General features: G+C 39.1%; 22 protein-coding genes and 1 pseudogene. 14 read left to right on the forward strand and 9 right to left on the reverse strand.

What is annotated here, in order from left to right; all coding sequences use genetic code 11:
• Positions 1-45 precede the first annotated feature (45 nt).
• The 3 genes from DABAL43B_RS08195 to DABAL43B_RS08205 all read left to right on the forward strand — a co-directional run bounded on the left by DABAL43B_RS08195 (position 46) and on the right by DABAL43B_RS08205 (position 2,804).
• Entirely contained in the window at positions 46-972 is a 927-nt protein-coding gene (locus tag DABAL43B_RS08195) for a lysophospholipid acyltransferase family protein (RefSeq protein ID WP_079691906.1), read from the forward strand.
• Between the two features lie 120 nt (positions 973-1,092).
• Positions 1,093-1,893, forward strand: coding sequence for a glycosyltransferase (locus DABAL43B_RS08200; RefSeq protein ID WP_079691907.1), 801 nt, complete (start codon positions 1,093-1,095; stop codon positions 1,891-1,893).
• Positions 1,842-2,804 carry a hypothetical protein gene (locus DABAL43B_RS08205; RefSeq protein WP_227516662.1) on the forward strand — a complete coding sequence of 321 codons (963 nt, stop codon included), beginning with the start codon at positions 1,842-1,844 and terminating at the stop codon, positions 2,802-2,804. The genes DABAL43B_RS08200 and DABAL43B_RS08205 overlap by 52 nt, the downstream gene beginning before the upstream one ends.
• Here the strand turns inward: DABAL43B_RS08205 and DABAL43B_RS08210 are convergent.
• On the reverse strand, positions 2,797-3,918 hold the full coding sequence (locus tag DABAL43B_RS08210; protein WP_079691908.1) for a glycosyltransferase: 1,122 nt from the start codon (positions 3,916-3,918) through the stop codon (positions 2,797-2,799). The two genes, DABAL43B_RS08205 and DABAL43B_RS08210, sit on opposite strands and share 8 nt — an antisense overlap.
• A 205-nt stretch (positions 3,919-4,123) precedes the next feature.
• Between DABAL43B_RS08210 and DABAL43B_RS08215 the strand changes: the two genes are divergently transcribed.
• The 4 genes from DABAL43B_RS08215 to DABAL43B_RS08230 all read left to right on the forward strand — a co-directional run bounded on the left by DABAL43B_RS08215 (position 4,124) and on the right by DABAL43B_RS08230 (position 7,188).
• A complete protein-coding gene (locus DABAL43B_RS08215) occupies positions 4,124-5,128 on the forward strand; it encodes a Stealth CR1 domain-containing protein (RefSeq protein WP_079691909.1) in 1,005 nt (334 codons plus the stop codon).
• A 55-nt stretch (positions 5,129-5,183) separates the two neighbouring features.
• Positions 5,184-5,948: a glycosyltransferase family 25 protein gene (locus DABAL43B_RS08220; RefSeq protein WP_079691910.1), complete on the forward strand. Its 765-nt coding sequence runs from the start codon at positions 5,184-5,186 to the stop codon at positions 5,946-5,948.
• Positions 5,949-5,966: 18 nt separating this feature from the next.
• Positions 5,967-6,740 carry a glycosyltransferase family 25 protein gene (locus tag DABAL43B_RS08225; protein WP_079691911.1) on the forward strand — a complete coding sequence of 258 codons (774 nt, stop codon included), beginning with the start codon at positions 5,967-5,969 and terminating at the stop codon, positions 6,738-6,740.
• Between the two features lie 229 nt (positions 6,741-6,969).
• A complete protein-coding gene (locus DABAL43B_RS08230; RefSeq protein ID WP_264753812.1) occupies positions 6,970-7,188 on the forward strand; it encodes a PhoP regulatory network YrbL family protein in 219 nt (72 codons plus the stop codon).
• Positions 7,189-7,195: 7 nt separating this feature from the next.
• On the opposite strand, the gene DABAL43B_RS08235 is transcribed toward DABAL43B_RS08230, so the two are convergent.
• The 6 genes from DABAL43B_RS08235 to rfbB form a co-directional block, all read right to left on the reverse strand.
• Complete coding sequence (locus tag DABAL43B_RS08235) at positions 7,196-8,080, reverse strand: glycosyltransferase family 2 protein (protein ID WP_079691912.1); 885 nt, start codon at positions 8,078-8,080, stop codon at positions 7,196-7,198.
• 65 nt (positions 8,081-8,145) lie between these two features.
• Complete coding sequence (locus DABAL43B_RS08240) at positions 8,146-9,363, reverse strand: glycosyltransferase family 61 protein (RefSeq protein ID WP_079691913.1); 1,218 nt, start codon at positions 9,361-9,363, stop codon at positions 8,146-8,148.
• A 41-nt stretch (positions 9,364-9,404) separates the two neighbouring features.
• The gene (locus tag DABAL43B_RS08245) at positions 9,405-10,511 is read right to left on the reverse strand and encodes a DegT/DnrJ/EryC1/StrS family aminotransferase (protein ID WP_079691914.1); all 1,107 of its coding nucleotides are present in this window, start codon (positions 10,509-10,511) and stop codon (positions 9,405-9,407) included.
• Entirely contained in the window at positions 10,512-11,366 is an 855-nt protein-coding gene (locus DABAL43B_RS08250; protein ID WP_079691915.1) for a WxcM-like domain-containing protein, read from the reverse strand.
• A 2-nt stretch (positions 11,367-11,368) separates the two neighbouring features.
• On the reverse strand, positions 11,369-12,241 hold the full coding sequence (gene rfbA / locus DABAL43B_RS08255; protein WP_079691916.1) for a glucose-1-phosphate thymidylyltransferase RfbA: 873 nt from the start codon (positions 12,239-12,241) through the stop codon (positions 11,369-11,371).
• Entirely contained in the window at positions 12,242-13,300 is a 1,059-nt protein-coding gene (gene rfbB, locus DABAL43B_RS08260) for a dTDP-glucose 4,6-dehydratase (RefSeq protein ID WP_079691917.1), read from the reverse strand.
• 413 nt (positions 13,301-13,713) lie between these two features.
• Between rfbB and DABAL43B_RS08265 the strand changes: the two are divergent.
• The 4 genes and pseudogenes from DABAL43B_RS08265 to DABAL43B_RS08280 form a co-directional block, all read left to right on the forward strand.
• Positions 13,714-14,022, forward strand: a pseudogene (locus DABAL43B_RS08265) (hypothetical protein); the annotation flags it as partial.
• Between the two features lie 48 nt (positions 14,023-14,070).
• Positions 14,071-14,472: a hypothetical protein gene (locus DABAL43B_RS08270; protein ID WP_145952525.1), complete on the forward strand. Its 402-nt coding sequence runs from the start codon at positions 14,071-14,073 to the stop codon at positions 14,470-14,472.
• Positions 14,473-14,534: 62 nt separating this feature from the next.
• Positions 14,535-15,191 (forward strand): GtrA family protein, encoded by a 657-nt coding sequence (locus DABAL43B_RS08275; protein ID WP_079691920.1) that lies wholly within the window; start codon positions 14,535-14,537, stop codon positions 15,189-15,191.
• Between the two features lie 67 nt (positions 15,192-15,258).
• Entirely contained in the window at positions 15,259-16,128 is an 870-nt protein-coding gene (locus tag DABAL43B_RS08280; RefSeq protein WP_227516784.1) for a ChbG/HpnK family deacetylase, read from the forward strand.
• 97 nt (positions 16,129-16,225) lie between these two features.
• Here DABAL43B_RS08280 and DABAL43B_RS08285 read toward each other — a convergent pair whose 3' ends face one another.
• Together DABAL43B_RS08285 and glnE are read right to left on the reverse strand one after the other, a co-directional pair.
• Positions 16,226-17,155 (reverse strand): branched-chain amino acid transaminase, encoded by a 930-nt coding sequence (locus DABAL43B_RS08285; protein WP_079691922.1) that lies wholly within the window; start codon positions 17,153-17,155, stop codon positions 16,226-16,228.
• Positions 17,156-17,399: 244 nt separating this feature from the next.
• Positions 17,400-20,249, reverse strand: coding sequence for a bifunctional [glutamate--ammonia ligase]-adenylyl-L-tyrosine phosphorylase/[glutamate--ammonia-ligase] adenylyltransferase (gene glnE, locus DABAL43B_RS08290; protein ID WP_079691923.1), 2,850 nt, complete (start codon positions 20,247-20,249; stop codon positions 17,400-17,402).
• A gap of 363 nt (positions 20,250-20,612) precedes the next feature.
• On the opposite strand from glnE, the gene DABAL43B_RS08295 reads away from it, so the two are divergent.
• The 3 genes from DABAL43B_RS08295 (at position 20,613) to DABAL43B_RS08305 (ending at position 22,775) form a co-directional block, all read left to right on the forward strand.
• Complete coding sequence (locus DABAL43B_RS08295; RefSeq protein WP_079691924.1) at positions 20,613-21,659, forward strand: NADP-dependent oxidoreductase; 1,047 nt, start codon at positions 20,613-20,615, stop codon at positions 21,657-21,659.
• A 283-nt stretch (positions 21,660-21,942) separates the two neighbouring features.
• The gene (tusD, locus tag DABAL43B_RS08300; RefSeq protein WP_079691925.1) at positions 21,943-22,383 is read left to right on the forward strand and encodes a sulfurtransferase complex subunit TusD; all 441 of its coding nucleotides are present in this window, start codon (positions 21,943-21,945) and stop codon (positions 22,381-22,383) included.
• Between the two features lie 68 nt (positions 22,384-22,451).
• The gene (locus DABAL43B_RS08305) at positions 22,452-22,775 is read left to right on the forward strand and encodes a hypothetical protein (RefSeq protein WP_079691926.1); all 324 of its coding nucleotides are present in this window, start codon (positions 22,452-22,454) and stop codon (positions 22,773-22,775) included.
• The last annotated feature ends 72 nt before the right edge of the window (positions 22,776-22,847 follow it).

A 22,847-nucleotide genomic window follows, 5' to 3' on the forward strand; every position in this document is an offset into this window, starting at 1 on the left:
TTTTTTACATTGCCTGTTACGTGATTTATTTCTATGTGAATGGTCATGAATCCGTATCATATTTTCAAAATCGTGCCACTGTCTGTTTTGCAGATCCTGGCACGTTTTGCTGCTTGGGTAATTTTAAGGATGCCAAGCGCTAGTATCATGCGCACTGTTAAAATCAACATAGCGCTGATTGCGCCTGCGTTATCTGATCTGCAAAAACAAGCGTTAATCAAAGAGATTATCTATCATCAATGCTTGACCAGTATTGAGTCGATCAAAAGCTGGGCGATGCCACCTAAATGGAGTATCGCGCAAATTCGTGACGTCCATAATAAAGACATTTTACTTGACGGACTTGCCAGCTCTAACGGCATGCTCGCGATCGTACCGCATCTAGGTACGTGGGAGATGATGAATGCTTGGCTCAATCAATTTGGCTCGCCAACCATCATGTATAAACCCGTAAAAGGTGACATTACCAACGATTTCATATTACAAGGTCGTGCCCGCCTCAATGCGACGTTAGTACCGACGGATGGTAGCGGGGTAAAGGCAGTATTTAAAACACTCAAACAAGGTGGCTTTAGTATTGTCTTACCCGACCACGTTCCTGATCCATCGGGCGGTGTCATCGTGCCCTTTTTCGGTGTTGAGACGTTAACCAGTACCCTTGCCTCTAAACTTGCTAGTAAAACTAAGTGCGCACTGGTCGGATTGGCATGTATTCGCCGTGATGACGGAGGTGGCTTTGATATTTATTGCTATAAACTCGATGACCCAGCATTATATGATCGAAATACTGAAACGGCGGCTTATGCGCTCAATCTAGCAATGCAACGTATGATTGAAGACAATTACAGTCATTATATGTGGGGCTATCGACGCTTTAAGCATATCCCTATGATAGATAATCCCTATAATGTTGATGACGCTGATTTAGCAGAATTTATTCGTACCTATCACGCTAGAGTCGATAATAAATAACATCGACACAGTGAGATTCGCATGCTACTGACTGCTCTGACTACTGGTATTAGCTGACTTTTATACTCTTTATTAAACCTTTAATAGCTAGTCCCTTATTTATATAAATATGAGTGCACTATGGCAACTGACGTAAATCAAAATTCATTAACCAATCAAACGCTAACAGACAGCAAAAATTCTGAACAGCGTTATATCATTTGTATGAAATGGGGTGATAAATATGGTGCTGAATATGTCAACCGCCTCTATAATATGGTTCGTCGTCATCTGACCTTAGACTTCCAGATGGTCTGCTTAACCGATGACAGCACTGGTATTGACCCTGCTGTTATTTGTCATCCGATACCTGAGCTTAATTTACCTGCTGGACCTGAGCGTGGCTGGAAAAAGCTCACTACTTTTAAGCCAGAATTATATGACCTCAAAGGCGTCGCGTTATTTTTAGATATTGATATCGTGATCGTTGATAATATCGATAGCTTTTTTACTTATGAAGCTGAGCACAAAGACAGCGTAGTGATTATCCGTGACTGGAAAAAACCGTGGCGTATGATTGGTAATAGCTCGGTATATCGCTTTCATATCGGTATGGGTACTTATCCTGATTTGCTTGCAAATTTTGAGCGCAACTTTGATACGATTCGGCAGCAAGTTCGTCATGAACAAGCATACTTATCTAACTATTTACGTGAGCATCACCATCTTGAATATTGGAATAAAGACTGGTGTGTCAGCTTTAAATACCAGTGTATCGCGCCCATTCCTTTTAACTTCGTACGCGCGCCTACTCTACCTGATGGCGCAAAAATTGTTATCTTTCATGGTGAGATTAATCCACCCGATGCCATTAATGGCGGCGGCGGTAAATGGTATCGTCACGTGAAAGCGAGTCCTTGGCTAAAGGCGTATTGGATATAAATACCAATACAGGCGTCGAAAATAATAGACATCGAAAATATCTGGAGTTGAACTTGGCATTACCTCCTATCGTTGAGTTTAACATTAACAATCAAATCGTATCTATTCATGCCTTTAATGCAGCAGATACTCAACAAAACTTAAATAAGCAAGCCGTCAATATTATTGCTTCAGGTCCGTCTATTGTTGACGTAGATTTTACCGATTTATTAGCCACTGCAACTATTTTTATTAATGGTAGCATCAGTCTCACCGCTCAGCACCACTTTACCAATATCGTCGGTTATGTCATTAGCGATGCCCGCTTTATTTTGCATCAGTACGATATCTTAGAAAAGTATTATACCGGTCAGCCGTTATATGCCACTTTGGCGGTACTAGAAGCATTAGCCATTGCTCATCCTCAGATAATAGAAAACCACCATCATCAGATACGTATTATTTATCCTGTCGATAGACCTTGGGGCGTTAAAGCAAATGATTCAGAATTTAGTCGTTTGCTGCTAAAAAAAGACTTACAACTCCAAGCGCTCAATAGAAAAACACCACTATCAGCATTTGCTCAGAACCCTCAATTTGTTATCGATAGCCATCATCAGCCAGCATCTATTGGACTGTCTTTAGACATGACTCACGGTTTTGTAGAAGCAGGAACCGTTACTTATGTTGCTACACAGTTGGCTTATTCACGTGGTGCTGGCGCCATCCATTTATATGGTCTTGATCTGTTAAATAGCAATGAGCCACGTTTTTACGAAGATAAAGAGCGTAGCGCGCCGACCGTGCTTAACAATGTTATCAGCAATGCCATTGTGCCATCGTTCAACTTATTGGCTAAAACCTATCAGCAGCTTGGCGTGAACATTGTTAATCACTCTCCTATTTCTCAATCGCTGTTCGACTTTAATTAATATCATTTTTTACTCTTTCAGCAAAATCTAAATACTGCTTGGCTATATGACTTGGCAATAGCTGCTGATTCAATGGGACTTTATAGTGATTCAAATTATCTATTGCCTGATTCATCAGTGCTGCTAATGCGTTGATATCGCCGACAGGCACTAAGTTTTTCTTTGGCAGTAGCTCTCTTGGGCCAAAGGGACAATCCGTACTGATGACAGGCACATTGAATGCTTGCGCCTCGACGATCACATAGCCAAAACCTTCAAACTTAGAAGTCATTACTAGCAACGCTGCTGCGGCAATAAACGGATAGGGATTGGTTTGAAACCCTAAAAAATGAACACAATCATCAATACCCAGCTCGATAGCCAACTGTTTCATTTCAGCTTGAAGTCGTCCTTTCCCCACCAATACCAAAGGTAATTTTTTCGCTGTTTTGGCATAGGCTTCTAATAACTCTCGATGACCTTTCATCGTATCGAATGATGCTACATGAATAATATACATTTTATCAATCAAGCCAAACTGCTCGATAGCTAACGGTTGATCAGCGGCTTTTTGAATCTCATTAACATTGCACGGATTATAAATCGTTGTCGTTCTATTCAAGTTGCCTATTAATGCTAATAAGTCTTGGCGTGCACCTTCGCTGACACAACTGCAAGGATGTGCACCATAGACCATTTTTAAATGAGCCATGATTTGATCAGGCATAATTTCCAGCTTCTCTTGAAACTGTTTGGACAATGCGGTATGTAATACATTGACAATGTTTGGTAGTTGACTATACGCCATGATCCAGTTGACTTTGTAGATGTTAGCCAAAACTAAATCAGGTGTTCCTATGTTCTTTAGGACATAGAAATCTATGCGCTCAGCAACCTTTTTATAAACATCGGCTTGCTCAGACTCTGTCTCAAATAGCGGCTGATTATAAGGTACAATATGATACTGAATGCGAGAGTCTAGTCGCATGTCCTGCGACTTTTCTAAGCACAGAACATGAACATGATAGCTCATCTCAATATAAGCACGTGCCAATGTCGTGACCATACGTTCAGCGCCCCGCCCTTCCAATGCTTTTAATATCAGTAATATAATAGGTCGATTTGTAGACGTCATAGTAAGGTATCTTTCGTATTTGTGATGCATATCTTGTTATAATTAGCTCTCAAAAAGTATGTGCTGCTGATAAACCAATCGCTTAATATTGCAGCGCTCTTGCTTGGTATGCTAGTCTCTCCTGCATTAACATTAACACGTTAGAAAACTTTACTAGCAACCCTCGCGTATTTGTTTTTATTTAACGCTATCAGCAGGAACAATCATGCAGCAAAATGATAAACAGCAAATAGATTTAGTTATCACATGGGTAGATGGTAACGACCCAGCACTCAAGCTAAAAAGAGAGTTTTATTTAAAACAAGAAAGCATCGCCTCAGGTGCTATTAGCCCTACTCGTTTCGCAAGCAATGATGAAATATACTATAACGTCGCGTCGATCCTAAAATATGTGCCATTTTGTCGCCATATATATATTATCACTGATCAACAGCAGCCTGCATTTATAGATGAATTTGTCAGTCAAAGCATTTGCCCCGCAGATAAAATAAAGGTAATCGACCACAAAGATATCTTTGTTGGTTATGAGCAATTACTACCGACTTTTAATAGCCTCACTATTGAAACGATGTTATGGAATATTCCAGGACTATCGGATTATTTTATTGCCTTAAACGATGACTTTTTCTTTAATCAGCCTGCTAGTATTACAGACTTTTTAGATTCTGATCATAATATCATCATTCGTGGTCACTGGAGAAAAAGCGCGCCATTAAAAGCCAAACTAAAATATCGTAAACTAATGAATAAAGCTTTTAATACTGCCTTACAACCAAAATATACTGTATCGCAAATGTTAGGTGCTGAGGTATATAGTGGCAACAAGTTTTATGAAATTCACCACTACCCGCATATTGTTGATAAAGCTACTCTAACAAGCTATCTTTTAGAACATCGTGATTATTTAAACAATCAAATCAAGTATAGATTTAGAGATATCTCACAATTTGATCCTATATCTTTAATGAATCATCTAAAAATAAAAGCCGGTGAGGCTACTTTAAAAGCGGACCTCAATCTAAACTATCTAAAAAATGATAGTAGTGTTGAAAAATTCATTGCAGATTTGGACAATAAATCTATAAATTATGGTTGCATTCAAAGTATGGATCAGCTTAGTATCAGCTCTTTTGAGCAAGTTCTAAATGCAATGACTAAGAAATTCTCATCACATCTGCCATCTTCTTTATTGCTAAGTGCTAAACAATAGATATTGAAAAACAATTATCAATACACACTTTACATCTATCTAAAAGATCTAAAATATGAAAACCATTACTTATTTAATTAATTTAGAAGGTAGCCATCAGCGGCTAGAGAGTGCAACCAAACAGCTCAATCAAATCGAGTGGCCATTCGAGAGAGTATCAGCATATGATGGGCGTGGAAAGAACCTATCTAGCTTTGAGGATTACGACGAAACTCAAGCTAGAAAAAACCTAGGTCGTAGCTTATTAAGCTCTGAAATTGGTTGTTACTTGAGTCATTACCAATGTGCAAAAAAGTTTTTACAGACTGATGCTGATTTTTTGGTGGTATTAGAAGACGATATGGAAATGACTGCTAGCTTTAAAGCTATCATGGATGAAACGCTAGATTATCTTGCTACTAATCCAGAGCTCGACTGGTATCTAATCAATATTGCCGCTAAAAAGAAAAAGCTTGCAAAGAATATTACTATGTTTGATGATCATAGCTTATGGCATGCTTATTACTTTCCTATTCGGGGCTTAGGTTTGATTTGGTCAAGAGCAGGTGCTGAAGCATTTGTTGCTGTGGGTAAAACTATTACCATGCCGGTCGATATTTTTTTCCAAAGATGGCTAAGTGGTAATGGAAAAGGCGTCGGTATTTGGCCCGCTTTGATTAAACCCTTGGGGTTAGATAGCGATATATTGGGAACAGAGGCTACGCAAAATATAAAACGTAAAAACAAAGAAAATAGAGATTTAAGCTATAAGCCAAAAAAACAAAAAAGAATGTTGCAAGATAAGGCTTCAGCTATTAAAAACTTACTTACCACTAACTAAACCTGAGTTATCCAAATTATGAAAAACTTTGTCATCAGCTTAAAGTCTGCTTCAGAGCGCAGAAAACATATTAATAATGAGTTTGATGAGCATAATGTCAGTTTCGAGTTTTTTGATGCTTTAACGCCAGACAGTGCTAAAGATTATGCTAAAAACTTAGGTTTAAACATAGACGATGCTAGCCTGACACCAGGAGAGCTCGCTTGTATGATGAGCCATGTTGCAATATGGAAAAAGACTATTGATCAAAACATTCATTACGTAACTATTTTCGAAGATGATATCTACTTAGGTGAAGATGCCGAAGGCTTATTGAATAGCTCTGAATGGATAAAGCCTTATTGGAACATTATAAAGATAGAAGCTTTTTCAAAAAAAGTTTTGATGTCTACTACTAGATATAATATATTATCAAATAAACGTCAGATTTCAAAACTCAAAGGAAAAAACTTAGGTGCAGCTGGTTATATTATTTCTATGGATGGCGCAAAATTATTTTTAGATTATATTTTAACTCATAAGCTTCAACCAATTGATGAGATTATATTTGATATCTTTATCAATAGAAAAACTGAACCTGTGTATCAGATGATACCTGCGCTATGTGTACAAGAAATGATTCTTAAAGAACGTCAGAACGTATTTTCTCTACCTAGTTCACTAGAATGTGAGCGTAGGAATCGTATGAAGTTAGATAAGAAAAGAGGTTTGTCTAAAGTAAAAAGAGAGACGAAACGACTCATCTTACAAACAAAGGAATCTCTCTTTGCTAAAGAAGTATTTTTTAAGTAAATAAAGATAAGCCAGATTAAATATAAATTGATGTCAGTTATAAAGGCTAAATAGCATGGTTTTAGTTGAACGGCTTAGGATTGGTCACTGAAAAAAAACAATTAGCCCAAATGCAAACTCACTTACCCTAGAAGACCTCATCATTAATGGCGAGTTTAGTACAAAGTAAAAAGAGGCTCTTAATATTTTCTTTGATGAATGCTGTAAGTACCATGTAGTTTTTGGTGAAGTGAATATTGGCGGCATCATGTATACTGAACATCGTCAAGGACGTCCAGAGTTCGTATTGGTTGATGGTATTGGTGAGAAGCTCATTATACCTTTTAGATCTATAATTAAAGGAATTAATGATCGTAATGTTAGAAAAGTTGAGAAAAAAATAAAAAGCTCTATCAGTTTTCGAGTATTTAAACTGTTCAAAGCTTTGGCAAGTCTTCATTTGGTATGAGTGAGCATCAACTTCTATTCTTGAGCTTTTTCAAAGGTTCATTGATAGCTATCATATTTAAAGTCTTAAAAGGTCTCTCTTTAAACAATTCCCAAAGAAATTTTGCTTTGTCATTTTTGCTATTCATATAAGCAGCTCTTGCATTCAGCCATCTCACTCTTTTTATAGCTTTTGGGTAGTGTTTAGAGTCTCTAAAGCAGTCTAACACCTCTATTCTACCTTGCCACATTTTTTCTGAGTTCTTTGAAAAGTTGGTATCGTGCTGCCTATATAAGGCAAGTACTTGATTCATATAGTGAATTTTTCCAATTTGGCTAAGCTTGAGCCACATGTACCAGTCTTCTAAAACAATATCAGGATTAAAGCCATTAACCTCTATAAGAGCATCTCTTCTTATCATTTGAGTAGCTGCCGGAAGCTCAAACCTATGCATGATAATTTCTTCAAAACTATAAGTTTTTTCCGGTTTTAATTTAACTTTTATTAAATTATTATATTGATCTATTAATTCCACACCCCCACAAACCGCCGTGATTACTTGATTCTTTTCCAAAAAATCAACCTGTACTTGAGTTTTATGCTCCAAGATAATATCGTCTGATGCTAGTAAGGCAACATACTTACCTTCACACCATTCAATAGCCTCGTTAAGTGTTGTACTAAGACCTTTATTAGGTCTAGACCTAACCTGAAACCTTACAAAGCGCTGCTCACAAAGCGCAACCATTTCCTCAATTTTTGCAACTGAACCATCTTTAGAGCCATCATCGATAATAATTAGTTCTATATTTTTATATGTTTGATCTATAACACTTTGAACTGAATGCTGTACAAAATCTTCATGATTATAGCAAGGTATAACTACCGATACTAAAGGCTCTTTAATCTGCATGTATTCTACCTAAAAATTAAAACTTGTTAATAAACATATTCGTAAGAATATCCACATATACTCGTCTATTTTGCAATCATTTCATAATAAATATTAGCAATATCATTTACATTAATATTATAAGGACCATGTGCATATTCATCCACCGTTTTATAGTCAAGAAAACGCATGTCAACTCCATTAAGATAAGCTAAAGTAGAGTAAGTGTCAAAAAACTTATATTGCATAGGTAGCCAGCTAATAGCTATAGTCATATTTTTAGAAAAAATAAGATTTGACCACGAAGCTCCTGATGGTCCTACTATAAAATCAGCACTTTTAAATAAATTAACTTGCTCACTTAATGAGAGCTTATCAGGATATATACCTATAAAACCTTTTTGTTTAAAGAAACTAAAAACCTCATCTTGATTGTAGCTTCTTCTATTATATTTACTAACTGTGTTATCGTCTCGCAAAAGAAAAACTTTACTATAATAAGGGACTTTACTTTCTTCAGTACACTCAAGTAGTCTTGAACGTAGTTTTTTTAAGCTATTTGAATTATAGATTGTATGGATATCATAGTGATTTTTGATAATATTTAAATTAAAAACGGTCTGATTAAATGTGTTTAAAAAAAAGAGGTTTTCAACATAAAAAACTTCATCAGAGGCTACGTAGTTAATATTGATATTACTCAAATGGCTCATACATTTGTCTAATAACCATTTATAGTTAGGAGAATCTTTAACAGATCTATCTACTATAATCGTATCAATATCATTATCTATTAGAAGCTTATTATTCAAGTATAATAATTTTGGTATGATTTCAATCATCCAATGATAAAAATTAAAGGATCCATTTCCACCTAAAAAAAATGCACTTCTAACTCTCTTTACTTTATCTTTTTTTATATTTTTAACATAAGCAAAATGGCTGTCATGCTTAATTAGAAATCCTGATTTGTAGTTAGCTTGCTCACAATTAATATAAGGAAACTCCTCTATATAAATATTTTCTATATCTTCAGTTGCGAAACTAGCGCTATTTATATTACAAAACACATTATTTAATTTATAAAGCTTGATGTCTATAATGGGATAATTTAATTTACACTGGTCTTGATCATTATATTTTGGGCTGACGGAAGCGCATTCTGTTGTATTTTTCTCTAATAAAATATAATTAGACAAATTTTCAAGAGATAACTTTTTTAGTCGTTTATGCCTTAGCTTAAACCTAATAACTTTTATGCGATTAGAAACAGACTTTCTAGCTCGCTCCAAATCCTCTAACACTAGCCTCTCCTAAACTCTAATTTAAAACTTTCTTGAAAAATTTATTTTAATTTGAAATTATTACACAGCTCTATTACTATTTTCATTTCCTCTAGTGTCAACGTAGGACCAATAGGCAAACTCAACACCTCTGCATGTATCTTTTCAGAAATAGGATAACTTAGCTCATTCCATTCTTCATACGCTTGTTGTTTATGTGGAGGAACGGGATAATGAATAAGTGTCTGAACCCCATTCTCAGCTAAGTACTTTTGTAGCGCATCACGTTGCTCACAGCGGATCACAAAGACATGCCAAACGTGCGCACTATCATTTTCCATAATAGGCAAGGTGATTGCTTTATTGTTAATACCTTCAAGATAAGCATTCGCTACTTTACGACGATGAGCAATTTCATCATCTAAATGATTCAGTTTCACACTGAGCATCGCGGCTTGGATTTCATCCAAACGACTATTAACGCCTTGAAATAAGTTTTTATATTTTTCATGTGAGCCATAATTACGTAACGCACGCAATGTATTAGCCAACTCTTCATTACTCGTAGTAATTGCGCCAGCATCACCTAATGCACCAAGATTTTTACCGGGATAAAAACTAAAACCTGAGGCATCACCCAAGCTCCCTGCTCTCTTACCATCAATAGAGGCGCCATGGGCTTGTGCCGAGTCTTCTAGCACTAATAAATTATGACGTTTAGCAATGTTCATAATAGTTGGCATATCAGCTAATTGCCCATATAAGTGCACTGGAAGTATGGCTTTTGTTCTACTCGTTATAGCCGTTTCAATTTCTTTGGGATCAATATTGAAGCTGTTTTCACATGGTTCAACTAAAATAGGCGTTAAGTTATTAGCACTAATCGCTAATATGCTGGCTATATAAGTATTAGACGGTACGATAACTTCATCACCATCTTTTAGCTTACCTAACTCTTTCCAAGCACGAAGGGTAAGAATAAGCGCATCCAAACCGTTCGCAACACCTATGGCAAACTCTGTCCCGCAGTAACTGGCAAATTGCTGCTCAAATTGTTCAAGCTCATTGCCGCCGATATACCAACCTGAGTCAATAACACGAGTACAAGCCTCTACAAGCTCATCACGATATTGGGCATTAATTGCTTTTAGATCAAGAAATGGAATCATTTATACATACCCTTTAATAACGGCAGGGTTGCCTACCATAATTGCGTTTTCTGGAACATTTTTAGTGACCACTGCTCCAGCACCCACTAATGCATTTTTTCCAATCGTAATACCGGGTAAAAGAGTAGCATTGGCTCCAATAGTTGCTCCTTCTTCTACAACAGTTTTTGGAAACTCATCTGGGTATTGCTTTGAGCGAGGTTTCTTATCATTCGTAAAAGTGACACAAGGACCGATAAATACATTATCTTTTAAAGTAATGCCATCCCATACATAGACGCCTGATTTAACTGTCACGTTATTTCCGATTACAACATCGTTTTCAATCAAGGTATGTGCGCAAATGTTGCAACTTTCTCCAATCACAGCTTTTGGAAGAATCACGCTATATTGCCAGACTCTAGTTTTTTGACCTATCGTGGTTGACATAACATCAGATAATGGGTGGATAAAAGGCTTATTAACTTCATTCATAAACTCATCATAATTACGAATATAGTCATCTTCATCATAATGCTCACTGGCCAGTACTAAGAGCACACAATCGTCACTAAAATCATGCATTTCTCGCCATACCAAATCACCAATCAATAAACCTTTAGTGGGCGAATCTAACCAAGCTTCTTCACGAGTTTTACCATCGTCAAGAACCATACGACATTTACCAGTGATACAAATAGCAACTTGTTTCAAGTTATAATGAGCATGAAATCCACGTGCCACATCTTTTTGAGTTGCAAAAATATAATAAACACGTTTAATTGGAAAAGGTATAGTGCTTCCTGCTTCTAGAGCTACTAAAGATCCACGATCATCGCCTAATGGTGGAAATTGAGCCCATTGTATTAAGCTCATTATTATTCTTCCACTAAAGATATTAGATATTGACCATAAGCGTTCTTACTCATAGTCTGACCAATATCAGCCACTTGCTGTTTAGTTAGCCAACCGTTATTAAGAGCAATCTCTTCTAAACACGCCACCTTATAGCCTTGACGCTTCTCTATCGTCTCTACAAACTGCGCTGCTTCTAATAAGCTCTCATGTGTACCGGTATCTAGCCAAGCGAAACCACGACCCAGTAGCTCCACATTTAGATCACCACGTTCCATATACATCTGATTAACGGTGGTAATCTCAACTTCACCTCGCTCAGAAGGTTTTACCTTTTTAGCGATCTCTATAACATCGTTATCATAAAAATATAAGCCCGTTACCGCATAATGAGATTTAGGTTTATTAGGTTTCTCTTCTATTGAAATCGCACGTTTATCTTCATCAAATGCCACCACGCCGAAACGCTCTGGATCTTTCACTTGATAACCAAAGACGGTTGCGCCTTTTTGGCGATTGACCGCTTGACGGAGTAATGGCGTAAATCCTTGACCATAAAAAATATTATCACCCAGCACCAAGCAGACGTTACTATCACCAATGAATGCTTCACCAATAATAAACGCTTGAGCCAAACCATCTGGACTAGGCTGAACGGCATAACTGATATTGATACCAAGCTCACTACCGTCACCAAGTAAGCGTTTAAACCCTTCTATATCATCGGGTGTACTAATGATAAGCACTTCACGGATACCTGCGAGCATCAATACAGATAACGGATAATAAATCATCGGTTTATCGTAGATAGGTAGCAGCTGCTTAGAGACACCTTTAGTAATGGGGTAAAGACGCGTGCCTGAACCGCCTGCTAAAATAATACCTTTTGTGTTCATTTATTCACCTGCTCCTAGTCTTTCACGTTGGTAGCTGCCATCTTGGACGCGACTACACCATTCCATATTATTCAAATACCATTCCACTGTTTTTCTGATACCACTATCAAACGTCTCTGTCGGTGTCCAATTTAACTCATTAGCAATCTTGCTCGCATCGATTGCATAGCGCAAGTCGTGCCCTGGGCGGTCTTTTACAAAGGTAATTAATGACTCGTATTGAATACCATCGGCGCGAGGTTGCAATTCATCCAATATTTGGCAGATTGTTTTGACTACTTCAATATTTTGCTTCTCGTTATGGCCACCGATATTATAAGTTTCACCAACTTCTCCTTCAGTGACCACTTTATATAGAGCACGCGCATGATCTTCGACATACAACCAATCACGTATTTGATTGCCTTTGCCATAGATAGGTAGAGGCTTTCCTTCCAATGCATTTAAGATGACTAGCGGAATAAGCTTTTCAGGAAAATGGTAAGGACCATAATTATTTGAGCAATTGGTAACTAAGATAGGGAAGCCATAGGTACGATGCCAAGCCCGTACTAGATGGTCAGAACTTGCTTTAGAAGCTGAATAAGGTGAGCTTGGCGCATAAGAAGTAGTTTCAGTAAATAAATCAGTCGTTCCTTCTAGATCCCCATATACTTCATCGGTAGAGATATGATGAAACTTAAATTGCTTTTTATCTATATCATCAAGCCTTTGCCAATATTGACGTGCTACTTCTAATAGGTGATAAGTACCTACAATATTGGTATTAATAAATTCAGCTGGTCCATCAATGGAACGATCTACATGTGATTCGGCAGCGAGGTGCATGACAAGATTAGGCTGAAAACTGTGAAATGCTTGCTCTAGCGCCTCTTTGTCACAGATATCAATCTGTTGAAACTCATATCTCGGACTTTGATCAATTTCTTTGAGTGATTCTAAATTACCAGCATAGGTTAACTTATCAATATTTAATACTTCGTGATCAGTATGATGGATAATATGGCGAATAACAGCAGAACCAATAAAACCTGCGCCGCCAGTAACTACTATTTTCATAAAAAAACCTATACCAGTTTGAACTATATTGTTATATCAACATTAATACATGCATGTTAACTTTTTACTACACATCTAATTTTTACCTTTCAAATTAATAATCATATTACGCATATATTTTCGCAATTATACCTATAATTATCTACAATGCGCATGAATCATTTAATAGGAATGATATATAAACAACCTTATAATACAATAACTCTAATATATTTAAGAGCTTATCCATACCTGCTTCTATTAAACCACAAAATATCATAAAAAAATGGCGACCATTTTTTGTATTTCTATGCTTGTATTTTATAGCTTGGAGTATATTGCCTGCATTTATTTCTAGTAGCGTAACTTTGGATGTGAGTGAAGGTATCAGTTGAGGCAGCGAATGGCAATGGGGGTATTATAAACACCCCCCACTATCGTCATGGATATTATACAGTTTTTATCAGATGTTTGGGCATATAGACCCTTACTTGCTTAGCCAATTGTATGTGCTACTCACGTTATTTTTGGTTTATCAATTGGGTAAAAAGGTTTGGTCCCAAGAAACTGCCTTACTCGGCAGTGTGCTGAAACTGTGGATAGCGGCTTTTATGATGCTCGCAATCTTTGCACCACATTTATATTGGTTAATAACGCATGATTGGCTACCGCTCAGTTATGCTAATGGACGCTCGCAAAATGATGCCGCAGGAACTTATGACATCAAGCGCTACTTTAGTTAGATAGGGTTTATTACCGCCCAGCTTGTCGCTCATATACTATTAATAGTGATGCTTATATTCAATCGTAAACGTTTAATAGCACACCAATCACAAAAGTCGTTATCGCGCGATCAATGGCTTGGGTCTTTGGTAGCGATGAATAGCGGCTTTCCATCACAAATGATATCAGGACCTGCCAGTCATTCGCCTTGGATGACTATCGAGCGTCTTCAAGAGAATGGTACGTTAGTGATATGGCGAGAGAGTAAAGAAGATATCGTGCTGCCTTTACTTAACAAGGTCAATGTCATTACGGCCGATGAACTAAGCAGTAATCATAGCAATGGTAATGTTCTAGTCAAGCAACAAGGTCAATGGCAGGTTGATTGGCGTGACGACAAGGTAGAGAAGCCATTATTAATAAACTGGATGGCTTATGTTCCAAGCCGCTGCTTCCAGCATTCCAAATAATGCATTGTCTATAAATGGCTATTTAACGATCATTTATATTGAATAAAATAATTGAATTTTTTATGTCACATCATCTGTCACAATCTCGCCCTTATTTATCTATTATCATACCCGCGTATAATGATGCTGGTGCTTTACAGGCTTTTTTACCAGAAGTCTTTGCATTTACGAAGACACTACGCGCTCCTGTAATAGATACATCGTCGACAGAACAAAACAGTGAAACAACAATAGCAAATTGTGAGATTATTATTGTCGATGATGGCAGCTGCGCTCACTCCGTTGATGTGGTTACAGATTTGATGACTACTCGCCTATTAAATACAGAGCTTGCGATTGCGGCTCTGGTACATTTCTTAGTACTCGTGAGCATCGTCAATTTCACAACAATCACACCAGCGTGGGCAAACGTGGGTGCTTTCTTAATCGCTTTTGTAGTAAGTTTTTTTGGACACTTCTATCTCACTTTCAAGCAAGCAGATCACTCAACTGAGAACCCCCAACACCATAATGGTAAGAAAAATAGCAATAAATACTTATCTGCATTAGTAAAATGGTTTAGCAGCTCAGCAGCAGGTTTCATAGCCAACCAAGCTTTATTTGTTTTAGGTCTAAGTTGGTTCGGTGAACGATACTATATTTTGATTTGGTTAATCGTGACTGGCGTCGTTACAATTATGACCTTTGCATTAGGTAAGTTCTGGGCATTTAAATCATGAGTAATCCTAACTCTCAAAACTCAGCTTCTCAGCTTCTCAGCTGTCTAATGAGGCACGTGCCGTTATTATTAATGTTGATGACCTAGGGCTGTCTGGGGCGGTAAATGATGCGGTCATCCACCTTACTGAGCTTGGGCGCATTGGTGCCAGTAGTTATATGGTAGGCGGCACAATTACGGATAGCGATATAAATCAATTAAAAAAACTCAATGTCGATGTCGGCTTGCATTTGGATTTTACAGGAATATTCCCCTCTGCTCTACGTGGTTCATTAAAATCAATTATAATCGCCTGCTACCTACGCCGTTTTAATCCTATGCAAGTAACTAAGGTGATTAAGCAACAATTGGATGCTTTTGAAGATCGCTTTGGACGTGCGCCCGTATTTATTGACGGGCATCAGCATATTCACCAATTTCCTGTTATTCGTCAATGTTTAATCAACGAGCTGAGCAACCGCTATAGTGTTGAGATATCAAAAGGCATGCTTAGCGCACGCGTTACGACGCCATTGGTTAACGATCTAAAGTCTTGGATAATATATGGCTTGGGCGGTTACGCTTGGCGCAAATCATGTGAGCATAATCGTATTCCAACCAATGATAGATTTGGTGGTGTATATGGTTTTGATGCTGATAGCCAGCAACTAGCTACCTTGTGGGAGCAATGGTTACAGAGTGCGCCGCCTAGCGCTGATTTATCATCAGGGCTGCTAACTCTAGATACGGCGCTACCTATATCATCTGCCAACTTATTGCCTACTCTAATTATGTGTCACCCTGCTGTACCTGACAATGGTAGCAATGACTGGCAAGATGAAATCAAAGCAGCTCGAGAGCTTGAGTATGAATGGTTAATAAGTACTGAGTTTGAAGATTTATTGCATAAATATCAAATTAGATTATTGCGGTGGTCAGATATGATAGCAGTTAAATAAATTCTTAATGATAGCGACTCTTATTTTAGATAGAAAAAAAGCTAAGACTATTTAAAGTCTTAGCTTTTTTATAAAATAAATTTTAACGTTTCAAAAATCAATCAATAAAGCTTAACCAATCCATATACTGCTCATTGCGACCGTGCACCACATCAAAGTACAAGGTTTGCAATTTCTCAGTCAAGGGTCCACGTCCACCGTTGCCAATAGTACGATCATCGTATTCACGAATAGGCGTCACTTCAGCAGCCGTGCCGGTCATAAATATTTCATCCGCCAAATAAAACTCATCACGAGTAATGCGACGCTCAACGACTTTAATGCCCAAATCATCCGCAAACTGAATGATGCTGCGGCGAGTAATACCGTCAAGTGCGCCGCCTGCTAAGTCAGGCGTATGCAGCACGCCATCTTTTACTAAGAATAAGTTTTCGCCAGCACCTTGGCAGACATAGCCTTGTGGGTCCATCAAGATAGCTTCGTCATAGCCATTACGGGTCACTTCTTGGTTGGCCATGATGGACACTGGATAATTGCTTGATGCCTTTGCTTTACACATGGTTACATTGGTCATGTGATGGGTAAATGAAGAGGTTTTGACACGAATGCCGTTTTTGATACCCTCTTCACCAAGATACGCGCCCCAATGCCAAGCGGCAACCATGGCATTAATACTATTGTCGCGTGACGACAGCCCCAGTTTTTCTGCACCCACCCAAATAAGTGGACGAATATAAGCTTCTGCGAAGTTGTTTTGCTTAACCACGTCTTTGTGCGCTTGCTCAAGCGTTGCGGCATCGAAAGGCACATCCATCTGAAAAATTTTCGCTGAGCCCAACAGACGCTCGGTATGTTCTTTTAGGCGAAAAATTGCCGTACGATTGTCAGCCGTTTGGTAAGCACGTACGCCTTCAAATACTGCCATACCGTAATGTAAGCTATGTGTAAGCACATGAACTTTGGCATCCGGCTGTTCAATCATCGTGCCATTCATCCAAAGCTTGCCTTCCTGTGTTGCCATATTCATCTAATAGTCCTTATGCTAGCACTGACGTCTAACTTTTTTGTTGAGTGTTAAGGGGATACTTTAATCAAAATTGCATGCTGACACTGGGTGTCTATTTTTCAGGTGCAAATTTTTTCATGTACAAATTTAATGCGCAAATGATTATATCACCGGCACGCCACGCAAATGAAATATTTTAGTTTGTCACTGCATGGCTTTTATTTATACGCCGTTGAATACAAACGGTATGGTTATACTCATAACGTTATTCTACTGATTCTACGCCCATAAGATGCTGCCACTGCGCTTGTACCAGCGCTCGTGTTTCTGTCCAAAGCGACTCGTCAACCAACAACGACTGCTCGGACAATGCTAATTGGTGCGTTGCAGCACGTATGCGTAAATAAGCATCGGTTAAATCTTGACAGACTGCTGATTCCCAAATCCCTAGTGCCGCGACTTCTTCAAAGATACGGACGTTGTCACTCCATTTGGTCAAAGTAGGATGTTCATGTGAATAAGCTAATACTGCAAATTGCGCCAAAAACTCAATATCTACAATACCGCCTGCATCTTGTTTTAGATGAAACTTGCCAGCTTGTTGTTGCCATTGGCTGGTTCCTAGATGTTTTTGCATCTTAATACGCATACTCGTCACTTCGATACGCACTTGCTCAATCGTACGCGGTAACGCCAAAACGCTTCGGCGAATAACACAAAAACGTGCCGTGACGCGTTTATCGCCGCAGATTGCTCTTGCTCGTACTAGCGCTTGATGCTCCCACGACCAAGCTTTCTCAAGCTGATAGGTTTCAAAGGCATGACAAGAAACCACCATCATACCGGCATTGCCAGAGGGGCGCAGACGCATGTCTACTTCATAGGCACGGCCGTCACGAGTTTGGGTATTGAGATACGTCATAAGCTTTTGCGCAAGGCGCGCAGCAAACTTCATACCACTGACTGATTTCTCGCCCGTGGTCATGCCCTGCTCTTTTATTTTATGCAAAAACACCAAGTCTAAATCGGATGAATAGGATAATTCAAGACCGCCAAGCTTGCCATAGCCAATAATCGCAAAGCCGCAATCGGCTTCAGTAACCGGATCACCATCTTGACTAATAGGATAACCGTAGCGCTTAACAATTTCTGCAAAAGCACGCTCTAATGCCGCCTCCAATACCACGGCTGCAATATAAGTCAGTGAATCTGATACCTTCATTATCGGACGCTCAGCCAATACATCACTGGCAGCGACCGCTAGGACTTGGTTCTTTTTGAACAATCGTAATACGCTCAGCAGCTCCTCTTCATCATTGGGCTCCACCCGTAATAGCTGCTGGCGCAAAATATCACGCAGCTCAGGCTTGTCTGGCAAATGCCGATAGCGCTGCTGTAAAAAAGTATCCAATAATACTGGATAATGAGCCAGCTCTTTAGCAATCCAAGGGCTGGCTGATAGCATCGGGATCAGCTCAACCGTGGCGTTGGGATTCTCAGCAATCATAACCAGATAAATAGAGCGACGGCAGATAGCTTCAAGCAAGGCAATTAAACGTGGCAATGCTGTGTTGGCAAGTTGCTGCTGTTCTTGATGCGCAAGTAGCGCATGCACTATTACCGGATAAGCGTCATCCAAGCGTTCACGAGCCTCATCACTCAAATTAGCAACCATTTTTGACTGCCAAAAATCTTGTAGTTGAGCACGATTTTCTTCAGTCAACACTTGATTTAAACGGGCAATTTGTTCATCAAGTTGAGCAGGTTCAAGCTCATTATCGTCTTGAGCGGGAACTTGACGCTCAGTGACCATACGCTCAAACGGCACATTGACATTGTATCGATGATGATTGAGGGTATTGAGCAACCCTTCCCAATTTTCAAACCCAAGCGTGATAGCCAGATTGTGCTGCCAGTGTGTATCATGAGGTAAGCGCTGGGTTTGTTGATCGTTAATCGCCTGAATACCGTGCTCAAGTCGACGCAAAAAGCGATAAGCGGCTTGCAGTTCTTGATAGGTATCATGCTCTAAATACTCAAGCTCACACAGTACTTGCATTGCCTTTAAGCAAGACTTGACCTGTAGCTGCGGATGCCGACCGCCATAAATTAATTGAAACGCTTGTACGATAAACTCAATATCTCGAATACCGCCCGCGCCAAGTTTTATATTATCCAAGTCTTCACGTTGTGCGACTTGATTTTGAATGAGAGATTTCATCTCTCTAAGTGCCGAAAAAGCGCTATAATCAACGTAATACCGAAAGACAAATGGCTTAGTAAGCGCTTGTATTTCATCGTAAAATGGTGGCGCTATGTGCCCAACCACGCGCGCTTTTAGCCAAGCAAAGCGCTCCCATGCGCGCGCGTTTTGAGCAAAGTACTTTTGTAATGCCGATAAGTGAATGGCCAAATCACTGCCATCACCCCACGGCCGCAGACGCATATCGACCCGAAATACAAAACCATCAGCCGTATTGTTATCGAGCAGCTTGATAATACCCTGACCAAGCCGCGTCATAAAACGCTTATTGTCGATACTGCGCGTGCCTTTTTCTTTGTCACCGTCAGTTTCACCGCGCGCCTGATGGACAAAGATAAGGTCAATATCACTCGATAAGTTCAGCTCATGCGCGCCAAGCTTACCCATCGCCATAATTGCCATATCATCAACTTGCACATTACCTTTGTCATTAATAAAGGTTGGCTGCCCGTACTGGGTAACGAGATGCTGATAGGTATAATCCTTCGCAAATAAAATACAACCATCGGCAAATTCGGACAACTCATCTGTTAATTGCTCAAGTTCAATGACTGCCAATGCATCTTGCCAAACCCAGCGCATCATCAATAGCATACGCAGATGCCGTAGACCGCTCATCACTTTGGTTTCATTCGCGAGTTGATAGTTTTCATCCAAGGTATAATCTTGAATAAGATCATCGATTTGCTGGCGAGTTAAGGTACTCTCTAAGGGGTAACTACGCAAAAACGTCTGACATGCACCCGTTCGACTCTGCCAAACTTGATAAGCAAACTCACTTGCTGTTTGTAGCGCTTCTAGCTGCTCTGATGTGGGTTGATAACCTTTATCATTGAATACGGTAGATAGCATAACGATGACAACTCCTTGCAGCAGGCAACTATGAAACTACATGAACTTAGGATTTAACATGAATCTAGAGCCTAACCTTAAGGTTTTTTCTGACTAAATGCTCATGACAAATGATGAACATACTGAGCATAAAACAACTGTTAACCATGTCGATACCATTCGATTTGAGCGGTTTTATGGTAGCATAAATAACTTAACTATAAATGATGACTGCCTTTGTGCGCAGCAAGATGCAGTAAATTATTGTAGATATGGTTATTAGTAATAAAATGTGTTCATGATAGTATGTTCCGTACATCTTAAAGCCTTAAAAAGTTTAAAATAGCCTTAAGACTTTTAAAGGTAACAAATAGGTAATCAAAAATGAAAAATACAAATACAAAAGAACAAAACCAAGAAATTGTACTGGCTAACCACCCTTCAGGTATACCGACGACAGACACGTTTAAAATTAATGACATCGATATGCCAACACTCAAAGAAGGCGAAGTGCTGCTTAAAAGTATTTACGTATCCGTTGATCCTGGCATGCGTGGCTTTATGAATAAAGGCACGGATGATGCAGCTGGCAACAAATTTCAGCTAAATAAACCTATCACCAGTCGAACGGTCGCCCAAGTTATCGAAAGCAATGATGATAATTTTATGGTCGGTGATATCGTTCATGGTCGATTTGCTTGGCAGAAATATCAAACGGTTAATATTGCAGATATTGAAAAAGTAGATCCGACACTTGCGCCTATCTCTACTGCAGTCAGTATGCTTGGTATTCCTGGTCTCTCTGCCTACTTTGGTATGCTAAATATTGGTCAGCCTAAAAAAGGTGAAACGGTCGTCGTCTCCGGTGCAGCTGGCTCTGTGGGTAGTATCGCTGCTCAAATTGCCAAAATAAAAGGCTGTAAAGTTATCGGTATTGCCGGCTCGGCCCAAAAAATCGCGTTCTTGGAAAACGATCTGGGTTTAGATAAAGGCATTAACTATAAACAAGTCAATGATATGGAAGCAGCCATAAAAGACGCTTGTCCCAATGGTGTTGATGTCTTCTTTGATAATGTGGGTGGGGAATTGTTCGATGCCGTGTTTGCCAATATCAACGAGCATGCCCGCATTGCTATTTGCGGTCAAATCGCTGATTACAACGAAGAAAACCCACCCCAAGGGCCAAGACCGATGCATACCTTAATCAAGAAAAGTGCTCGCATGGAAGGTTTTGTGGTCTATGACTTTCAAGCTGAATTTGACGCTGCCAAGCAACAGCTTGCAGACTGGTATAATAATGGCAACCTAATCTATAAAGAAAACCTCATTGAAGGCTTTGAAAACATTCCCGCAGCGTTTATCGGTCTGTTTTCTGGTGAAAACATCGGTAAGCAAATGGTTAAAGTTGGCGATATAGTAGATTCATTTTAAAAACGATACAGTGCTATTGACTATAAGTTTTTTGCAGCCTCTGTCACGCCTGCGAACAGCAAGCAAGAAAAAATATAGTCAATAGCACGTTATTACAATCGTATCGCTTTTATTTTGAACTGACCATACCATTAACCATTAACCATTAACCATTAACCATTAACCATTAACCATTAACCATTAAGTGTGGCTGGTTTTTATATTGTTATAACCAACCATTAATGAGCACTATTAATAATAAATAAGCTACGATACTATAATTTGCAATACTAGGCCTATGACTATGACCACCGCTCCTACTCCCTTACTCTTGATAACCGCTGACCCCAGTCATCCGCTTGCCCATATAGCGCTACGCTATGCTCGTAGCTATCTGCAAATAGCAGTAATGAATGATAAAAGTGATAACAGCAACCGACCTGAAAACCAACAAGCACTACTAAATATTTTTTTCTATGCAGATGCAGCAAATATCGCCAATCGGTTACGCTGGCAGTCAGCTGATCAGATGAACATAACCCAAGAATGGCAAAATCTCGCTGAGCAATATCAGATATCACTGCCTGTCTGCGTCAGTACAGCGCTCAGTCGCGGTATCTCGGATAGCGACAATAGTGCGCGCCATCAGTTAGATAGCGAAAATCTGGCGACAGGTTTTAGTTTAGTAGGACTGAGTGAGCTTGCCATAATGATGCAAGGCGACTGTCGCGTGATACAGTTCTGATACTAGCAAGCTCAATAATAGCTAGCTTAATAACAGCGGTTAGCGATAAATAAGATTAGGAATAAACCATGAAATTACTCATTCGCTTGCAGACGCCTACTGAAATGGCAAGCTATGAAGGCTGCGCGCTCGCTTTGACCTTAGCCACCTTCGGCCATGACGTACAACTATATTTGGATGCACCGGTATTTGGGTTTTTGATGCAGTCTGACGCACGTCTACATGGCATGATTCAATCGCTTGAACTATATGATATGCCGCCAGCTTGGCTACCTGATGATGTATTCAGCGGCTGGATTACTGGTATGCTGCCGACCGATGTCGCGACCCAATTAACCTTGATTCCAGAAGTTATTAACTCCCAAGATTTTGATCAAATTCTCAATTTTTAATATGAAGGCTTTGAATGTGAAAGCTTTGAATAGCATATACTAGCCAAAATTTTTATTATTAAAACAAATACA

Origin of the sequence: Psychrobacter sp. DAB_AL43B, from assembly GCF_900168255.1 — a bacterium.
Lineage (GTDB): Bacteria > Pseudomonadota > Gammaproteobacteria > Pseudomonadales > Moraxellaceae > Psychrobacter.